This is a genomic window from Pseudoalteromonas sp. GABNS16E (assembly GCF_028598715.1).
In the GTDB taxonomy this organism is placed as follows: Bacteria; Pseudomonadota; Gammaproteobacteria; order Enterobacterales; family Alteromonadaceae; genus Pseudoalteromonas; species Pseudoalteromonas atlantica.
The window spans coordinates 78793-97174 of record NZ_JAQREZ010000012.1 but is presented as its reverse complement, the minus strand read 5'-3'; the positions used below and the strand labels follow the sequence as shown (position 1 = coordinate 97174).

At 40.8% G+C, this 18382-nt stretch carries 14 protein-coding genes and 1 pseudogene; 6 read left to right on the top strand and 9 right to left on the bottom strand.

Annotated elements, in window-relative coordinates; translation table 11 throughout:
- A pseudogene (locus PSI06_RS21660) lies at nucleotides 1-105 on the top strand (IS982 family transposase); the annotation flags it as partial.
- Here the strand turns inward: PSI06_RS21660 and PSI06_RS07495 are convergent.
- Complete coding sequence (locus tag PSI06_RS07495; RefSeq protein ID WP_273603377.1) at nucleotides 102-671, bottom strand: peroxiredoxin-like family protein; 570 nt, start codon at nucleotides 669-671, stop codon at nucleotides 102-104. The pseudogene PSI06_RS21660 and the gene PSI06_RS07495 overlap by 4 nt on opposite strands.
- A gap of 120 nt (nucleotides 672-791) precedes the next feature.
- Here PSI06_RS07495 and PSI06_RS07490 point away from each other — a divergent pair, with 120 nt between their 5' ends.
- Entirely contained in the window at nucleotides 792-1679 is an 888-nt protein-coding gene (locus tag PSI06_RS07490) for a LysR family transcriptional regulator (RefSeq protein ID WP_024032599.1), read from the top strand.
- On the opposite strand, the gene PSI06_RS07485 is transcribed toward PSI06_RS07490, so the two are convergent.
- Nucleotides 1659-2174 carry a DUF2937 family protein gene (locus PSI06_RS07485; RefSeq protein WP_273603376.1) on the bottom strand — a complete coding sequence of 172 codons (516 nt, stop codon included), beginning with the start codon at nucleotides 2172-2174 and terminating at the stop codon, nucleotides 1659-1661. The genes PSI06_RS07490 and PSI06_RS07485 overlap by 21 nt on opposite strands.
- A 119-nt stretch (nucleotides 2175-2293) precedes the next feature.
- Here PSI06_RS07485 and PSI06_RS07480 point away from each other — a divergent pair, with 119 nt between their 5' ends.
- Genes PSI06_RS07480 through PSI06_RS07470 form a run of 3 tightly spaced genes read left to right on the top strand, consistent with a single transcriptional unit; the run spans nucleotide 2294 to nucleotide 6989 of the window.
- The gene (locus PSI06_RS07480; RefSeq protein WP_004588915.1) at nucleotides 2294-2869 is read left to right on the top strand and encodes an RNA polymerase sigma factor; all 576 of its coding nucleotides are present in this window, start codon (nucleotides 2294-2296) and stop codon (nucleotides 2867-2869) included.
- A complete protein-coding gene (locus PSI06_RS07475) occupies nucleotides 2866-3945 on the top strand; it encodes a FecR family protein (RefSeq protein ID WP_273603375.1) in 1080 nt (359 codons plus the stop codon). Before PSI06_RS07480 ends, PSI06_RS07475 begins: the two co-directional genes overlap by 4 nt.
- Before the next feature lie 8 nt (nucleotides 3946-3953).
- Entirely contained in the window at nucleotides 3954-6989 is a 3036-nt protein-coding gene (locus PSI06_RS07470) for a TonB-dependent receptor plug domain-containing protein (protein ID WP_273605001.1), read from the top strand.
- Nucleotides 6990-7322: 333 nt separating this feature from the next.
- Here the strand turns inward: PSI06_RS07470 and PSI06_RS07465 are convergent, their stop codons facing one another.
- The 6 genes from PSI06_RS07465 to PSI06_RS07440 form a co-directional block, all read right to left on the bottom strand.
- On the bottom strand, nucleotides 7323-7766 hold the full coding sequence (locus PSI06_RS07465) for a ferritin-like domain-containing protein (RefSeq protein ID WP_004588918.1): 444 nt from the start codon (nucleotides 7764-7766) through the stop codon (nucleotides 7323-7325).
- 173 nt (nucleotides 7767-7939) lie between these two features.
- Nucleotides 7940-8878 carry a LysR family transcriptional regulator gene (locus tag PSI06_RS07460; protein ID WP_024032602.1) on the bottom strand — a complete coding sequence of 313 codons (939 nt, stop codon included), beginning with the start codon at nucleotides 8876-8878 and terminating at the stop codon, nucleotides 7940-7942.
- Between the two features lie 17 nt (nucleotides 8879-8895).
- Complete coding sequence (gene aceK, locus PSI06_RS07455; RefSeq protein ID WP_273603373.1) at nucleotides 8896-10614, bottom strand: bifunctional isocitrate dehydrogenase kinase/phosphatase; 1719 nt, start codon at nucleotides 10612-10614, stop codon at nucleotides 8896-8898.
- 199 nt (nucleotides 10615-10813) lie between these two features.
- Entirely contained in the window at nucleotides 10814-11293 is a 480-nt protein-coding gene (locus tag PSI06_RS07450) for a DUF4124 domain-containing protein (RefSeq protein ID WP_273603372.1), read from the bottom strand.
- Between the two features lie 82 nt (nucleotides 11294-11375).
- Nucleotides 11376-12872, bottom strand: coding sequence for a DUF3413 domain-containing protein (locus PSI06_RS07445; RefSeq protein WP_273603371.1), 1497 nt, complete (start codon nucleotides 12870-12872; stop codon nucleotides 11376-11378).
- A 5-nt stretch (nucleotides 12873-12877) separates the two neighbouring features.
- Nucleotides 12878-13090: a DUF1414 domain-containing protein gene (locus tag PSI06_RS07440; protein ID WP_004588923.1), complete on the bottom strand. Its 213-nt coding sequence runs from the start codon at nucleotides 13088-13090 to the stop codon at nucleotides 12878-12880.
- 62 nt (nucleotides 13091-13152) lie between these two features.
- Between PSI06_RS07440 and yejK the strand changes: the two genes are divergently transcribed.
- Nucleotides 13153-14169 carry a nucleoid-associated protein YejK gene (yejK, locus tag PSI06_RS07435; RefSeq protein WP_273603370.1) on the top strand — a complete coding sequence of 339 codons (1017 nt, stop codon included), beginning with the start codon at nucleotides 13153-13155 and terminating at the stop codon, nucleotides 14167-14169.
- Nucleotides 14170-14575: 406 nt separating this feature from the next.
- Here the strand turns inward: yejK and rne are convergent, their stop codons facing one another.
- Nucleotides 14576-17854 (bottom strand): ribonuclease E, encoded by a 3279-nt coding sequence (rne, locus tag PSI06_RS07430; RefSeq protein WP_273603369.1) that lies wholly within the window; start codon nucleotides 17852-17854, stop codon nucleotides 14576-14578.
- Nucleotides 17855-18382 lie beyond the last annotated feature (528 nt).

Here is an 18382-nt window from a genome sequence, read left to right as displayed (position 1 = left end):
ACAAGGCACCGCAGCTGCATCTCATTTATGGTTAATTTAATGGCTGGATTAATTGCCTACACTTTTCAGACTAAAAAGCCGAGTATAAAAGTGACTCGACTTTAATTCTTATGCAGATCTGAGGTTACATAGGTTGCAGGTAAAGGTAATTTATAACTTTTATTGCCGTAGTACTTTTCAAAATCAATTCCAAACTGGCTATAAAGCGCCACAATACGCTCGTCTAAAGTAAACAGTAAACCAAATTGCTCGGCCACCTTGTTATTAATATCTGAAAGCACATCGAATTCAAGGGCATTTTTTTGTGCGCTAGATAACGTTTCGTCGGGTAGTTGTGGCGATATCGCAACTAACTGCGCATTGAGTGTTTTAAATTCGGGTAAGTGATCATTAAGTGCTTTTAGCTCTAAATTACAATATGGACACCAGTTACCACGGTAAAAGCTAATTATTACCGGGCCATTATTTAATAAATCAGCGAGCTCAACTTGCTCAGCGCTATGATTGTTTAAGCTGAAATTGCTTACTTTAGCGCCTACCTGTAGCGCATTATCTTTTATATGCTGAGCAATGAGCTCTTCATTTGTCTGCGCCATAAGGGCTAATACATCGCCAGGTAGCTTCGCTTCTTTTTGCACGTTATAGGCATCAATCTGTGATTTTAAACTCATTATTAAATCTCGAATATAACTGTATGGCGATTATGGGTGTTTTAGTTATTTAAATATATATTGCAAAACTGAAAGCTTCATTCGAAAATATTAAACACCAAAAACTGCCTAGCCAAATGTATGTATAATTTAAGTGACCTAGAAACATTTATTGCCGTCGTAGAAAATAAAGGGGTACTTGCAGCTGCGCGTGAGCAACGTTTGTCGCCGGCAACAGTAAGCCACAGGCTAAGCAAGCTCGAGCGTGAGCTGTCAACCGTGTTAGTGTTTAGAGACAGCAGACGAGTGAGGTTATCGCCCGCCGGTGAGCTATTTTATCATCGCGTAGGGGCTATTATAGAAGCCTTGCACGATGCAGAGCACAGTATTGGCGCACGAAGCTCTTCGGTGAGCGGGTTATTGCGTGTGACTATGCCACCGTGGGTTTTTTCAAAGTATGTTATGCCTAAGTTGACCGAGTTTGAAACCCAATACCCGCAACTAAAGCTCGACTTTTTAATTACTGATCATTTTGTCAATGTGGTCGATGATGCACAAGATGTGGCAATTAGAGTAGGGCAATTAACCGATTCTGGCCTGCTTTCTCGCAAAATTGTCAACAACTCCCGTATTTTATGTGCAGCGCCAAGTTATATAAAAAAGCATGGTATGCCTTGTACACTAAGCGAACTGAGCACGCACTATTGGGTGTGTTTACCCTGGCAAAGGCAGTTAAAACTGTATGATGAAAATAATAAAATACACACCTTTAATGCCAAAACGCGCTTTACTATTTCTAATTCCGATAACATGACGCAAGCAGCGCTTGCCGGACATGGCATAGCCATTAAATCTAAAATAGCGATTAACGATGAGCTAAGCGCCGGAAACTTAGTAGAGGTGATGCCCAATGTAATGGCCCAAAGCGACGCGCCGGTGTGGTTTTTACGGCCTCAAAATAGCTTAACAACCCGCAAAACCGAGGTGTTTTATGAGTTTATGAAGTCTTTATTTGCCAGCTATGAATAAGCGGTAATACCCGCGCTTAATAATGAATAAGGTTACAAAGCCAATAAACTCAGCAAAAATAGCAATAATAATGGCGCTAACTAGCGCTGCTATTATGGAGTCTTTTTTTAACACTATTTGCCCTTCAAAGCGTTGCCATACTTGCTTTTTAATGGTGAGAAAGTCGCTGGTTAAAGTAAATAAATAGGGCGATTGGTTAAAGTTATTAACTGCCACTTGTAAAGAGTGCTGGCGATTATTGAGGCTTTTAATATGGGTCGCCCCTTTACCAACAATATCATCACCAATATTTTCATAGTGGGCAATTAACTTGTTTAAATCGTTGTTAAAGTAGTTTTTAGCATCTTTTTTAAACGGGGCTAGTGCGTTATTTGCTTCAATTAAATGTGCATCTAAAGCGTGCCCAAAGTCACTTACAAAGGCCGGTATTTGTACCCCTAATAGTAAACCTGCTGCAAAAAAACTGAGCCTTATGTAATCTAATAATTTACTCATTTGATCTCCTGTTTACTCAAAACCCACCTAAACAACGCTAAATTAACATTTGCGCTTGTTTTTATGCCAAAAACTCGTAATCTATCGGTAATAAAAATAACAATAGGCCTATGTTAAGGATGACTACCAAAGTAAATATGACATCAACGTTTGTTGATATCACTAAGCAGTTAAAACGCTTTGTGTCGCGTATTGTACAGCCCGATGACGTAGAAGACATTGTGCAAGAAACCTTTATTAAAAGCTACGAAGCTGATTTAAAACAAGATATTCAGTTTAGACGCAGTTACATGCTTAAAACTGCAAAGCACTTAGCGCTTAATCATATAGCCAAGTGGGATAACAAGTTTAATGACTCGTTAGAGCACGACGCAGAATTACCCCCGCTGCTTAAATCCTCACAACTTGAGGATGAATACACCTCAAAAGAGCGTTTTTTACTTTTTTGCAGAGCAACGGATCAACTAAATTCTTCTATCCGTAAATGTTTTATATTTAAAAAAGTGTACGGTATGAGCCAAAAAGAAATCGCCCAGCACATGCAATTAAGTGAAAGCACAGTAGAAAAACACATTGCCAAAGGTTTATTACAAACCATGTTATACATGAAAGAACATGAACAAAATCATAACCAATCTGCGGCACATAATTCTGCTTGTAATTCGGCTCTATCAATTGAGAGGGCAGCAAAATGAGTAATGTTCATCAATTCACATCAAAAGATTTAATTTTAGAAAAAGCCTGCCAATGGATCAGCGCAATTGACAGAGGCTTAAGCGAAATTGAAAAAGAGCAATTTAAACTTTGGATGATGCAAAGTACCGCCCATCAAGATGCCGTCTACGAACTTGCGCAGTTATGGGATGAATTGGCCGTATTAAACGAGTTAAGCAGTTTATTTCCGCATAGAAGTGTAAAACAGCCCCAGAAAAAAAGATGGGCGTTTTCTAGTGCCATTGCCGCGAGCTTATTTGCAGCATTAATGGTGTGTAGTTACTTATTAATTAACCTTGAAAACGGTTACAACGAAGAGCTGGCTAAAATAAATTACACCAAAATTTATACAACGAAGGTGGGCGAACAAGCCACGTATGTTTTACCCGACGGCACCATAGTGCAATTAAACACGAATAGCCTATTAGAGGTAGCTTATAGCAAAGGGCGTCGTCAGTTATTACTGAGTAAGGGTGAAGGGCGTTTTAATGTAGCAAAAGATGCATCACGCCCATTTAGTGTGATGGCTGGCGATAAGAGCTTTACGGCACTTGGTACTGTATTTAATGTACAGCGCAATACCTCTTCTGATTTAGAGCTGGTTGTAACCGAAGGGAAAGTGATGATCACCGACCCAAGTGTTGCGGTAAGTGCCAACGATTTTAAAGACTACCAACTGGCTGATAATAACGCTAAAAAAGTACGTGAAATCAATGCCAATATTGTTATCTCTGGCGAAAAAGCAATTATAGAGCAAAGCATTACTAAACCTATCACACAGCTTTCTGTGGATGACGTACAGCGTGATTTAGCGTGGCAAAATGGCATGTTAATTTTTAATGGCGAGCATTTAAGCGATGCATTAAATGAAGTTAGTCGTTACACCTCTACGCGTTTTGAGCTTTCAAGCGATGAGCTTGCCAATATAAAAGTGGCGGGTGTATTTAAAGCTGGCGATGTTGAGGGGCTACTTGAGAGTTTACAAACTAACTTTGCAATTGAGCATGAGCGTTTAGGTGAACATATGGTGAGCCTAACACAGCAAACTAAATCATAAGAAATGTTATGCATATCAAACAAATGTTAGGTGAAGTTGCATCTTTAAATGTTATTGGTAAAAAAAAGTTTAAAAAAAAGATAAAAAACTATAGAGGAATTTTGTTTGTCAGCTGTTTATATAAATTGCGCAGTAACCAAACGCATTTATTTAGTGGTTTAAGTGTACTTGCTCCGGCTATTTTTAGCTTGAGTGTGCAAGGGGCAACACAGACCACTGGGCAAATGGTGCAATTTGATATACAAGCGCAGCGAGCAGACAAAGCCTTAATAGAATTTGCTAAACAAACAGAGCAAACCGTGGTGTTTTCTTATGAGTTGGCAAAAAATTACCAAGCAAATTCGGTTTATGGTTTTTATACCCAACTAGATGCACTGCAAGCATTATTAAGTGGGACTGAGCTCGATGCGGTTGTTGATCAAAATGGTTTACTGAGTATAAAACTCAAACAAATCAATAGGAAAGATAACAACATGATGAAGCTTTCAGGGGTTAGTGCAGCTGTATTACCAGCATTGCTTGCAGCAAATTCACACGGTGTGAATGCAGCAGAGGGTGTTGCACAAGAGAAAATAGAAAAAATTGCTATTGTAGGTAGCCGCGTAGCAGGGCGCTCAGTAGAAGATTTACCCGTACCCGTTGATATTTTAAGTGCTGAAGCACTTGAAAACACAGGCCAAACCGAAGCTGGCCGTATGTTGCAATCTATTGCACCTTCATTTAACTTTTCAAGCTCGTCAATCAGTGACGGCACTGATGCCTTACGACCTGCAACACTGCGTGGTTTAGGGCCTGACCAAACACTTGTGCTTATTAATGGTAAGCGCCGCCACCAGGCAAGTATTATTCATATCAATACCTCAGTAGGGCGTGGTACCGCAGGTACCGATATGAATGCTATTCCAGCCTCAGCTATTAAACGTATAGAAGTTTTACGAGACGGCGCAGCAGCACAGTACGGCTCAGATGCAATTGCCGGTGTAATTAATATTGTACTAAAAGATGGCAGCGAAGGCGGCAAAGCAGCGGTTAATTACGGCCAATACTCAGAGGGTGATGGCGAAACAGTAAACGTTGATTTTAATAAAGGGTTTGCCCTAGGTGATAGCGGCTACTTAAATGCAACACTTAATTACCGAGACCGCTCGCCTACTAACCGCGCTGGTTTGCACGGCTCGTGTCAGTTTTATGGGTGTACAGAGCTTAGCGACGGTACTTTACTGGCAGGCGATCCGCGTGAACTGACCGCCGACAGAGACACTTTTCGTATTGGCGATGCCGACTCACAACAATTTGGCTTAACCGTTAATACAGGGTATGAGTTAGGTGATGGCGAGCTGTATGGCTTTATTACTTATTCAACGCGCGATAACGAATCAGCAGCGTTTTTCCGTCATAATGCAAATGCGGGCGGTAACCCTGTTTTACAAGACAACGATGCAACTATCCCGTTAGGCTTTTTACCTAAAATTAATACCACAATTGATGATATTTCTTACAACTTTGGTTACAAAACCGACTTTGATAACGATGCAAGTTTAGATGTATCGTACACCTACGGTGAAAACAGCATTGATTACACAACAAGTGACACAATTAATGCCTCGTACGCTAACTTTTTACGTTACGAGCAAGGTTTAAGTGCCGCTGATATTCGCAGTACTATTCCACGTGAAGCCTATGCCTATGGCATGGAGTTATCACTGCAAACCATTAATATAGATTTTACGCAAAACTTTGATGACTATTCACTGGCTATGGGTGCAGAAATTCGTACCGATGAATACCGCATTTTAGAGGGCAGCGAATATGCTTATCGTGATTACGACACCCTTGATGGGGTAAGTATTTATAGTGGTTTAAGTGGCGGTGTAGGCTCTGAAGATGTCTCTGGCGGCACGCAAGGTTTTGGTGGTTCTTCGCCGGCATCATCGGTTGATGAGTCACGCGATGTAATTTCGTTTTACCTTGATGCAGAAACCTACCTAATTGAAGATGTCATTTTATCAGGCGCACTGCGTTATGATAATTACAAAGGCTTTGGCGACACGGTAAACTTTAAGCTTGCTGGTAACTGGGCAATTACTGATGATGTGTCACTGCGTGGTGCATTAAGCTCAGGCTTTAGAGCGCCATCAATGCAGCAATTGTATTTTAACAATATCAGCACACAATTTGTTGTGGCTGAAGACGGCTCATTAGTTGCTGAAGAAGTAGGTACATTCAGAAACGATTCAACCCTTGCACAAAGTTTAGGTATTCCAAAGCTTAAAGAAGAAAAATCGCAAAACCGCAGCTTAGGTATTGTCTACAACGTAACGGATAACATTAATGTTACTGTAGATTACTACTCAATTGATATTGACGACCGCATAGTAATTAGTAATCGTTTAGGCAAAGGGCTTTCTTCAAGCCTAGATGCTGCATTAATCAGCTCAGGCGCAGGTGCAGGCCAGTTTTTCTTAAATGGTGCAGATACCGAAACTTCGGGTATTGATTTTGTAGCTACTTGGAATACCGAGGGATTAGGTGGCACGCTTGATTTTACTTTAGCAGCTAACTTTACTGAAACTGAGGTGGTATCGTTATTTACGCCATCGGGCTCAGGGCTTGAAACCGTACCTGTTGAAGATGTTTTCTCTGATCAAGAAATTTCAATTATTGAAGAGTGGCAACCAGAAGATCGCATCAACTTAAGTGCGCTTTACCAGCGTGGTGATTGGACTGTAAACCTTTCACTTAACCGCTTTGGTGAATACACAGTAGAAGATGGCGGGCGCCAAACCTACGGAGCAGAAATTTTAACTGACGTTAAAGTTAACTACTTCGTGACTGAAGATTTATCTGTAAATATTGGTGCAAATAACTTATTTGACGTGTACCCAGATAAAAACACCATTGGTAACTCACGCTCGGGCACAATTGTAGATTCAAATGGCAATACGATTGTAAGCAGCGATGGGGTATTTGAATACTCTCGCCGTTCAGCGCCATTTGGCTTTAATGGTGCTTATTACTATGTAGGCGCAGAATACCGTTTTTAATAAACAACACTCCCTTATGTTATTTAAGTTCAAAGGGCCGTAAGGCCCTTTTTTTGTATTTAGCCTTTTTAGTATTTATTTCTCAACCGCGATTTTATTGTGTTGCGCCTTACTACCTCAGCGTTAAATTATACCAATTCGCTTAACTAAACATTATTACGGATTGGTATAACCCCTGTATGGCTTTGATAATACTAAATGTGGCATTTTGGACTTGGCTATACATAGCAGGGTTTAAACCGGACGTTGCAATTATTGGCTTATAGCCTTAAAACGTTGTAATAATAAAAAACCCAGCGGCTAGGCTGGGTTTTAAATATATGCAATTGAAAATTAATGCTTTTGCATACGGCTCATTTCGGTGTGGCAGCTTTGCATCGTTAGCAAGGTTTTCGCTAAGGCTGCTTCACAGTCGGCTGGCTGTGGTTTATCCATCGCTGCTTTAATTTCTTCAAGTGTTTTATCTTCTACCTCTTCAAGCTCTTTAACGTATGTTTTATCGTTATGAGAACTAAACGAAGTGAGGAGGGCTGTGTAAGCTCTGCGTGCTTCTACAGCAAAAGAAGAGCCGTCTTCACGCTCACCTTTTTCGTTAACTGCATAAGGTTGTAAGCGCTCAACACTTACTTTTCGTGCGTCAATCATGCGTTGAAATAATGCGCCAATGGCTGGGTCTTCAACTTTCTCTTGCGCTTTTTGATAAAAATCAATGCCACTGTTCATTACTTGGATGATGTCAGTAATATGAGTTGCTTCTGTTCCTTGATGGGTATTCATAATGACCTCTCTTTACATGAATTTAAGTTTCATAGTAAATAGAGCAAAGGCCATTCCAGTTTTATTTTAATTTTTAACATGCTGAAATAGTTAGCTATTTTATTTATATTCAAACTGCAAGGCTATTTAAAATAAAATAACCTCGCAAATTTTACATGGCTTTTGTAATAAGGTTATTTAAGCTCATCCGCCACTTCGGCTACTTTTTGGCGTAACCAAATATGACTTGCATCGCGATGCAGTAAAGGGCTCCAAATCATATCTAGTTCAAAAGGTGGTATAGGAAATGGCGGCTCTAAAATTTTAAGGCCTGCATCATCTAAGTAAATATTGGCAGCCTTTGAAGGTAAGGTCGCCACTAAATTTTGCTCTTTTGCTAAATGAATGGCTACGTGGTAATTACGGGTAAACGTGGCAATATTTCGGTGTTTACCAAAATGGGCAAGTGCTTCATCTACCCAACCTAGCTTTTGTACATCTTTAGGGTCCATACCTACGCCAACCCCAAAGCCGGTTTTACTTACCCATATATGGCGGGCTTTTAAATAGCTGTCTAGGCTAAAGTTTTCGATAATTGGGTTGTCGGCTTTTACTAAGCAGCAAAAGCTGTCTTTCCATATGCGTTTATGATGAAAAGATTGCGGAAGGTTTTCAAAGCGGTTAATTGCCATATCCACTTTACCATTTTCAACATCATGAAACGTTACATCACTAGGCGTAAGTATATCTAGGGTTGTATCGGGCGCTTCTTCATGAAGTTTACTTAAAAGCTTTGGCGCTAATGTACTGGCTGCATAGTCACTGGCCATTATTCTAAAAACACGTTTACTTTGGCTGGCTTCAAATTCGCGATTAGGTGCGAGGGTTTCTTCTAGGGTCATTAATATACCGCGAATAACCGGTTGCAGCTCTATAGCACGCTCTGTGGGGACCATACCTTCACTGGTACGTACCAAAATTGGGTCGTTAAACAAGTTTCTTAAACGCTTAAGGCCGTTACTCATAGCGGGTTGAGTAATACTTAACTGGTTAGCGGCGCGGGTTACGTTACACTCACGTAATAGGGTGTCGAGGTAAACCAGCAAATTTAAATCTATTTTACTTATGTTCATTGTGTGTCCTTTAACGCTTACCAGTGATGAATAAAGCGTTGTGCTGTCGGGTATGGGTATATGTGACTAACATGACCCTTTTTTATATTTTGCTGAGCTTGCTTCCAAAAACTAACATCAACAAGCTCGGGGTGTGTACTGAGCAAAAACTGTTTGTACTTTGGGTTTGGCATAACAAAGGTACAAAGTTGCTCAGGAAAAACATCTTGCGGCGCAACTGAGTAGCTTTGTTCATCAGTTAAGTAATCATCATAGCTTTTGGCCTTAGGTAAGGCCCTAAAGTTCATATCTGTTAGGTATTGAACCTCATCGTAGTCGTAAAAAATAATGCGCTTGTGTTTGCTTACCCCAAAGTTTTTAAGCAGCATATCGCCTGGGAATATATTTACCGCAATCATTTCTTTAAGTGCTTGGCCGTACTCTTCTATTGCATCGGCAGCACTTTCTTCGCTGGCGTTTTCTAAAAATAAATTAAGCGGTGTCATGCGCCTTTCAATATATAAATGCTTGATAATAAGCCACGGGCCTTCAATTACCATAGATGAGCCAATGGTTTTATGTAGCTGCGCCAGTAAATTACTATCAAAGCGTGCCAAAGGAAATACGACGTTAGAGTATTCTATGGTATCGGCCATGCGGCCCACCCGATCATGGCTTTTTACCAGTTGATAGCGTTTAAGCACGATATCGCGGCCAAACGGTTTGCTTTCGCCAAACTTATCTTTAATTACTTTAAATACATAGCCAAAAGAGGGCAGCGTAAATACCATCATCACCATGCCAGGTGTGCCTGGCGCTATAATAAAGTTATCGTTTGAGTGAGACAAGTGATGTAAAAATTCACGGTAAAACTCTGTCTTACCTTGCTTATGAAACCCAATGGCATTATAAAGCTCAGCGAGTGTTTTATTAGGCATAAGTTGATTTAAAAATCGCACCATAGCTGAGGGCGCATGGGTTTCAACCATAAAATAAGCCCGTGCAAAGCCAAAAATAACCCGCATTTGCGATGATTTGGTTAATAGCGCATCGAGGTATAAGCCTTTATCTTCGTGATGAAGTACCGCAATAATAAAAGGCTGCACACCACTTTGAGAGACCACTCGGCCGACTATGTAAGCTGCTTTGTTACGATAAAAAGGCGCGTGCAAAATATCAAAGCGCATTTGCCAAGGCTGGTGGTGAGTGTCGGGCGCTTGTTTGTAAAATGCCTTTACGAGCAAACGTATATCCCGCTCTAAATTTACAAACGGGGCTTTAAAATCAAAATGCTCAATAATGCGCTTTATTGTGGGCTTTAAACCATCAACCACTGGAAAGTAGCTGCGGTACTCTGCCTCAACAGGAATGGCAGGGGCATCTTTTAATGTGGCTTTTACAAATATAAAGTCGTTATGAAAATAGCGTCTGTGGTACAAACGGCAAAATACTGAGTTATAGAATGTTTCGGCAAGTTCAGCTTGAGGATGAAAGCATAAAAAGCGTTGGTACATTATTTTTACTTCAAGCCAAAGTTGCTCATTTAATTGCTCAGTTAACTGTGCTTGTTTTAATGCTTTAGTGGTTTCGTTTACTCTGTCATCGTAGTAACTAATACGCAGTTTACTAATTTCATTAATTTGCTGCCAATCGCGCTTTGCAAAGGCAAGCGGGGCTTGGGCGGTGGTTTTTTGGAACAGCTGATAATGCTTTTTAAAACCCGTTAAAATTAATTCAGCTATATGGCGTGGCTGCATAAACACTCCTTAAAAAAGTGTATATAACGTTTTTAGTACAGCATTTGTAAATGTTAGTGGTGCTGTAGTGTCATACACGTTAGAGCTTTAACTCTATAGTGTTAAGGTTATGTTATTTTAAGTTTAAAACCAAGATAAATATTCTCAGTTTTTATACTTTTAGCTTAAAGCATAATTGAGTGTGATGGCAAAAGCCAAGTTATTGGTAGGAGGCTATTTTTTTCTCTAACTTTTTAATGCGCTTTTCAATTTCGGTGGTTTGCTTTTTATGATCTTTATTTATTATTTTTAATTGCTTGGTAATATCTTTGCTAATTAACTTTTTGTCCTCGTCATCTAAAATACGATTGAGGCGCTGTTGCTGGTTGTATTCTGCGCGGTCTTTTTTACGTTTTATAATCGCTAATTTATTAGTATTACTTCTCAGCTCAGCTTGTAGGTCAAGCACAATCCGTTCGCGCTCTAATGCGTTTAGCTCTTTTGTGTAATCTTGTGCCGGTGCAGTATTAATTCCCGATACAGTATTAATTGTGTAAACGGTAGCGTTATCGTTACAAGGGAATTGCGAAAAGATAGTGCCGTTTTTTGTCACGCATTTATAGTAAGTTGTAGCATTTTGCGCATGCAGAGAAAGTGGGCATACCATTACTGCGCATAAAAAAAGTGTGTGTTTTTGCATTAATTTCATCCCTGAGCGTTTACTATGATTTAGTAAATATAACCTAGCTTGGTGTTATAGCAAGCTAGGTTAAGGGATAGGGCTATTGTGTGTAGGTTTTTAGCTTTTTAATACTTTGTACTAAAAACGGGATATCGAGGCTTTGCTCAATAGAAAAACCTTCAGCGGCAGATATATTTTTATAGTTACCGTCTGAATCTATTAGCGTAATTCTATCTTTTTTGTAAGCAATAACTACGCCTTGCGAGTAATTAACGCCAGTGTCCGTTTTTTTCTTATACAGATTTTCACCTAGCATGGTTTGTTTAACCACAGACTTACAGTTTAAGTATTGGCCTACACTGGTTGCAATAATATCACTGGGTTGAATAAGCCCATCTACCTTGGCTATTCGCTTATCTGAGCTGTATAACACCGATGATGTAACTACTTCCGAGCTATTATTAGCTAAGCTAAACGCAAAAATATGGGTGTCGTCACTGCGAGGAGGCGGATTATCTTCACCTTTAATGATTTTAATTGCGCTGTTTGAATGCGCTTGATCGTTTATAAAGCTTAGCTTTTCAATTCCAGCAAGCTCTATGCTTCTGCGCTGACTTTGCCACGCGGGCAAGGTTTGCTCTGATAAAATAGCCATCTTATAAAAAGAAGGTAAGCCATACACTAAACTAAACAAGCTATCGCCATGGTGTGTTGGCTGTAAAAACTGATCAGTTTTATGTAGGTTTTTATGCTTGGCAACAAAGCGTTTTAACTGCTCGTTGGTATCAAATACAAAAATATCGACTTGCTGCGCAGTGTAATCTTCACATTTTTGCATTGGCGCAGGTATTTGGTAATTAATATTTTGGTTATTAATTCTTACATTGTGAGCTTGTTTATAGCTTTCAATGTCGAGCAAATCATTTTTTGCTAATAAGCTTTTAGCGGTCGTAGGGTACGACAGCGGTAAAACGTTATCTTGCTTCGTTATATCAAACTTTAAATTTGCATCTGCCCAAATGTGAATACTGTGGCTAAGTGCAAAGCACAACACTAAAAACGAGCTGGCAAAACGGGCAAACTTAAGTTGTTTTAAACGCGCTAAGTGCTGCCATGTATAGTTACTTACAACTAACTGGAAGCCTAAAATGAGTAAAACAATCCCCCCGGCTAACAAGGTAGTAAGGGCAGGCGAGCTAGTTAGACGATGCCACAGTAAGGAAATGATTTCCGGTAGCGCAGAAGAGCTTAAATGATAGCCCAAATTAACGTATACATACGCATCAAGCGTTAAAATAGACGCCCCAAGCGTAGCAATAACGGCAGCCATACCTCGAATATGTCGAGGGTAGGGAAACACTAAGCTTAAAGGAAATACCGTCAGCACAAATGCTAAAAAAGCGATAAAGCTCGTATGGCTTAACCACGTCACTAACATATAGGTAATACCCATAAAGCTAGTTGGCGGTGAATCTGCAAATAAAAAGCTTAGGCTAATAAAAAGCGCTAAACCAATATTTGCAAAAGTGAACCAGTGGCCCCAACTTAATAACTGACTCGCTTTTGACGAAAACTGATTGTGCTGCGATAAATTCATATAATTTATTTAACCGACTGAGCAAGTGCTTTTGCAAAGTTCTCAGTTACGGCTTGTCTTTTCCCTGCAGGTACATGCTCTTTTAGGATATGCGTGATAGAATTTCCTAAACACATAAGGCTTAAATCAACCGGCGCATTGTGTTGCGTTAGCACATCAATGAGCTGATCGACGATTTGTTCTACTTCTTCATTAGAGTATTTTGATAAGATTGGCATCAGTTGGTTCAATAAAAGAGTTATATTCTCGTATTTTAACACCAGAGGCGTGAAAAACAAAGATGACAACAGACGTTAAAAAATTAGTCGTTCATTATGTAGACAAAAAAGGCGACGATACGCAAATTCACCTACGAAACGATGAAATGGTGATAAACGATAAAGTCGCTGTTTTTATCGAACAACTTCATCATGCATACAACTCAAAGCCAGGTAAAGGTTACTGTGCATTTAGTGGCGATAAAAACAGTGTTGTAGCATCGGCAATGCAAAGCTATCGTAATGACGAGTTAGGCTTTTGGCACATGACCGAGCAGGCATCCACTGTTTTAAAAGAAGAGTTAGATAAATACGCCTTTAGCGAAACAGGCTACTTAGTATTTTGTCATTATCAGTATGTGGCTACTGATTACATGCTAATAGCTATGATCAATATTAAAGAGCACTACAGCATGACCTCTGAACTTGATTTAGCAGCGTCGCGCCACTTAGATATATCGCGCATGCAACTAGCTGCACGTATCGATTTAACCGCGTGGGATACTCAAGCTGACGACAATCGCTATATCTCTTTTATTAAAGGGCGAGCAGGGCGAAAAGTAGCAGACTTTTTCTTAGACTTTTTAGGTTGTGAAGAGGGCATAGACCCTAAACAACAAAGCCAAGTGATGCTTAATGCCGTTGAAGACTATTTATCGGAGCAATCATTCGATAAATCAGAAAAAGACGAATTACGTAAGCAAGTATTTGATTACTGTAACGATTGTGTGACCACGGGTGAAGATGCAAGCGTTACTGAGCTTTCGGCTACGCTAACGAAAGGTGACGATAGTCCGTTTGATAACTTTTGCAAAGAGCAAAGTTACGATTTAGAAGACTCTTTCCCGGTCGATAAAAAAACGGTGACCAGTATGGTTAAGTTTTCGGGTTTAGGGGGCGGTGTTAGTGTTAGTTTTGAGCGTAAACATTTAGGTGAGCGCGTAACTTACAATGAAGCGACCGATACACTGGTTATTAAAGGCATTCCACCAAACTTAAAAGATCAGTTACAGCGCTTTATGGAAAATGAAAGCGAATAAACTCATTTGATCTAGTTAAAAGCCGATTTAAGAGCGCGATATTTTTATCGCGCTTTTTTATTGCCTTTAATTTAGTTTTATTAATGCTCTAAAGCGCAGCGCCTCTAAATCTCTTCGAGGATAAATCCTTTATTACAGGCTTTGCCCGTCACACCAACAAGTTTTGCGTCCACAAGTAAAAATAGCCACGATGCTAAAGTTAGGTTGTAGGCGCAAAGCTTGCTTGCGCGAGAATCAGCGTTTTGGTTTTTTTAATTTTTTACTAATAAAAACACATGAAGAACTATTACACAAAGAGAAGCGAAAGAGGAGCAAATGAGAAAATACATTTCAGGACAAGACAGGTGTTAAAACAAAAAAAGCCGCGCTATTTTTACATAGCGCGGCTTTTTAATGAGGCTAAGGGTTACTCAGCACTCATTGTTTTAGTCATGTCTGAACTAGCACGACCTGCAGGTTTAATTGACCCTGCGCGTAAGCCACTATCAGGAACTAACTCACGTTTATCGTGTGCCATGGCAACTGATGTATGCTTTACGTCGCTATCAGCAACTGGTGTCGGTTGAGCCATAGGTGCGCTTGCAGCCCCTTTGCTAATAACCGTTTTTGCATTGGCATCTTTTTGTTCAGCTGCTTTTGGCTCTGCTTTAACAGGCTCTGGTTTCGCTGGTTGCTCAACTACTTCAGGCTCTGCTTTAACAGGTTCTGGTTTCGCTGGTTGCTCAGCTACTTCAGGCTCTGCTTTTACAGGCTCAGGTTTCGCTGGTTGCTCAACTACTTCAGGCTCTGCTTTAACAGGCTCTGGTGTTGCTGGTTGTTCAGCTACTTCAGGCTCTGCTTTAACAGGCTCTGGTGTTGCTGGTTGTTCAGCTACTTCAGGCTCTGCTTTAATAGGCTCTGGTGTTGCTGGTTGCTCAGCTACTTCAGGCTCTGATTTAACAGGCTCAGATGTTGTTATTGGTTGCTCAGTAACAACAACTGGCTCTTCAGCTGTTTCAGGATCAACAGTTTGTACTGCATCGTCATTGGCTGTTGGTTGCTTTGCTTTAGGAGCAGCTTCAACTTTAGCTAAGTCTTCTACAGCTAACGCTTGCTCAACATTTTCTGATGCATCGTTTGAGGTTGGCTGTTCAGCTTTTGCTTTTAGCTCTGCCTCATACTCAGCGGCAGCTTGATCTGCTACTGGCACAAATGCAGGAGCTTCATCTGCTTTTTCTTCTGTAGCTTCACCTTGTTCAGGACGACGGCGACGCTGGCCCGAAGCGCGAAGGTGACGAGGAGAACGGCGTGAACGCGTACGTGTTTGCCCTTGCTCATCTTCAGAGTTTGCTTCGTCAGTTGACGCTGCAGCTACTGGCTTTTCTTCTTGCTCAGGTTGTGCCTTAGGCGCTTGCTCTTTCACAGGTGCAGGTTTTGTTTGCTCTGACTTTTGCTCATTTGCAGTTTGCTTTGCTGCTGGCGCTTGCTCTTTAGGCTGCTCTACTTTAGCTGTTTCAGTGCTTTGCTGCGGTTGCTCAGTCGTATCAGATGCTTTTACTTGCTCAGTATTTTCATCTTGGATACGTACTTTTTTGCGAACATTACGACGTTGACGGCGAACTTTTGGCTTCTGCTCTTTAGGCTCAGTGCTTTGCTTAGCCTCAGTTTCATTCGCTTTTGCGTCTGTTTTTACTTGCTCTTTGTCGGCGGTACGATTGTCGTTATTACGGTTATCGTTACGCTTACGCGAGTTAGGATTACGACGGCGCTTATTGCGGTTCTCGTTTTTCTCTTGGCTTTCGTTCGCGGTAGATTCAGTTTTCACTTCTTCTTCAGCAGGACGTTCACCACGAGGTTTAGAGCGAGAGTTATTACGACGACGCTGGTTGTTATTGCGGCGACGGTTGTCACTGTTACCACGGCGATTGTTATTACGTGTTTGCTGTTGCTTTTCTTGCTCAGCTTTTTCTTTTGCTTGCTTTTCTTCTTCGCTTTCACCAGCAAATAACGACTTAAACCAATTACCAATAGCAGCCAATAGGCCACCTTCAACCTTAGGTACAGCAACAGGCGCTGCTGGTTTGTCTACTTTAGCTTGTGGCGCTGGCGTTGAAGGCATAACAACACCTTTAAGCATCGGCTCTTCACGAACAGGCGCAGCTGCTGGTTTAGCCATTTCGAACGACTCTGGCTCAGGTGCAACAACTTGCTCGTAACTTACTGTTTCTAGTGTTTCGTCTTTACGTAAACGCATCACTTCGTAGTGCGGTGTTTCCATGTGTTGATTAGGAATAATAACCACATCACATTTATGATGTTTTTCAATACGATGAACGCTTCTGCGCTGCTCGTTTAATAAATAAGCGGCAACCGCTACAGGCACTTGTGCATTTACTTGTGCTGTGTTGTCTTTAATTGCTTCTTCTTCAATTAAACGCAAAATAGACAAGGCGATAGACTCGTTAGAACGAATAGTACCTTGGCCGCTACAACGCGGACATGGGCCTTGGCTTGCTTCACCTAGTGAAGGGCGTAAACGCTGGCGCGACATTTCAAGTAAACCAAAGCGCGAAATTTTACCAATTTGTACACGCGCACGATCTGGACGAGCGGCATCTTTTAAGCGGTTTTCTACTTCACGCTGATGGCGTGGCGGTGTCATATCGATAAAGTCGATAACAATTAAGCCACCTAAGTCGCGAAGACGTAATTGACGCGCAATTTCATCAGCCGCTTCTAAGTTAGTATTCAGTGCTGTTTCTTCGATATCTCCGCCTTTTGTTGCTTTAGACGAGTTGATATCAATAGAGGTAAGCGCTTCTGTTGGGTCAATTACAATTGAACCACCTGAAGGCAAACGTACTTCACGTTGGAACGCAGACTCAATTTGGCTTTCAATTTGGTAATGCGTAAATAATGGCGTGTCGCCTTGATAAAGCTTTACGCGGCTCATAAAGTCAGGGCGAAAACGCTCAATGTGCGCTTTAGCTTCTTCAAATACACGTGGTTTATCAATTAATATTTCACCAATATCACGACGTAAATAATCGCGAATAGCGCGGAAAATCACATTGCTTTCTTGGTGAATCAAAAACGGTGCTTTAGCACTGTCGGCTGCTTGTTGAATTGCATCCCAATGGACTAAAAGTGCTTTTAAATCGTAGTTTAATTCTTCAAACGATTTGCCAACACCTGCTGTACGAACAATTAAGCCCATACCTTTAGGAAGTTCTAATCGGCTAAGTGCTTCTTTAAGGTCTGTACGCTCATCGCCTTCAATACGACGAGAAATACCGCCTGCACGAGGGTTGTTTGGCATTAGCACTAAGTAGCTACCCGCTACACTAATAAAGGTAGTAAGGGCCGCGCCTTTTTGGCCGCGCTCTTCTTTATCAACTTGTACAATTACTTCTTGGCCTTCTTTAATCACGTCGCGAATATTTGGGCGACCATGAAAAGTGTAACCTTGTGGGAAGTAAGTACGGGCAATTTCTTTTAAAGGAAGGAAACCATGACGATCGGCGCCGTAATCTACGAAAGCCGCTTCTAAAGAGGGTTCAATGCGTGTGATTTTGCCTTTATAAATATTGGCTTTTTTCTGTTCGTGACCTGGGCTTTCTATATCTAAATCATATAGGCGCTGGCCGTCAACCAGTGCTACGCGCATTTCTTCTTGCTGCGTTGCATTGATTAGCATACGTTTCATATTGTTACTCTACTTATTTTTTGTCGCTGACATGACGAAACGTGTTCGCCTGTTCAGTTGTTCCTTTTTTTAGAATGTGCAGCCTCACGACTGGGTCTGTAACGGAACGCTCTGTAATGTGTATGCAGTATTTTTTAAATGCTGGCTAACAATAACGTACGCTTACGTTATTAAATTCTTTATGGTGCTAAAACTGTCGGCTCTTACGCTCTTTACAAGTTTTACCCAGAAGTTGGCCTGTCATATCAATCTTTTTAGTACGTTTATGTTAGGCGCGTAGGGCTCGTTAAGTAACTTAAATACGATGAGTATTTTCTAAGTACTTGCGAGCAAAGTTCGCTGCCGAATGTTAATAAACGCTTATTTGCTAGATTTTTAGTTCTAAATAAGCTGCTATACGGTACTACGTGTGAGCAAATGCTGAACAACGTTTTTACGTCGTCACTATCAAACAAATTATTTGTTCATTGCTTTTATTTTTACATTAAATATAAATTCATGTTCAAACTTAACCAGTAATATATTACG

Bases quoted from the DNA above. Each gene is read 5' to 3' on its own strand.
- PSI06_RS07490 (WP_024032599.1), top strand. From the start codon at position 792: ATGTATAATTTAAGTGACCTAGAAACATTTATTGCCGTCGTAGAAAAT.
- PSI06_RS07470 (WP_273605001.1), top strand. From the start codon at position 3,954: ATGCATATCAAACAAATGTTAGGTGAAGTTGCATCTTTAAATGTTATT.
- PSI06_RS07465 (WP_004588918.1), bottom strand. From the start codon at position 7,766: ATGAATACCCATCAAGGAACAGAAGCAACTCATATTACTGACATCATC.
- PSI06_RS07450 (WP_273603372.1), bottom strand. From the start codon at position 11,293: ATGCAAAAACACACACTTTTTTTATGCGCAGTAATGGTATGCCCACTT.
- PSI06_RS07445 (WP_273603371.1), bottom strand. From the start codon at position 12,872: ATGAATTTATCGCAGCACAATCAGTTTTCGTCAAAAGCGAGTCAGTTA.
- PSI06_RS07460 (WP_024032602.1), bottom strand. From the start codon at position 8,878: ATGAACATAAGTAAAATAGATTTAAATTTGCTGGTTTACCTCGACACC.
- PSI06_RS07475 (WP_273603375.1), top strand. From the start codon at position 2,866: ATGAGTAATGTTCATCAATTCACATCAAAAGATTTAATTTTAGAAAAA.
- PSI06_RS07485 (WP_273603376.1), bottom strand. From the start codon at position 2,174: ATGAGTAAATTATTAGATTACATAAGGCTCAGTTTTTTTGCAGCAGGT.
- PSI06_RS07440 (WP_004588923.1), bottom strand. From the start codon at position 13,090: ATGCCAATCTTATCAAAATACTCTAATGAAGAAGTAGAACAAATCGTC.
- PSI06_RS07495 (WP_273603377.1), bottom strand. From the start codon at position 671: ATGAGTTTAAAATCACAGATTGATGCCTATAACGTGCAAAAAGAAGCG.
- PSI06_RS07480 (WP_004588915.1), top strand. From the start codon at position 2,294: ATGACTACCAAAGTAAATATGACATCAACGTTTGTTGATATCACTAAG.
- aceK (WP_273603373.1), bottom strand. From the start codon at position 10,614: ATGCAGCCACGCCATATAGCTGAATTAATTTTAACGGGTTTTAAAAAG.
- rne (WP_273603369.1), bottom strand. From the start codon at position 17,854: ATGAAACGTATGCTAATCAATGCAACGCAGCAAGAAGAAATGCGCGTA.
- yejK (WP_273603370.1), top strand. From the start codon at position 13,153: ATGACAACAGACGTTAAAAAATTAGTCGTTCATTATGTAGACAAAAAA.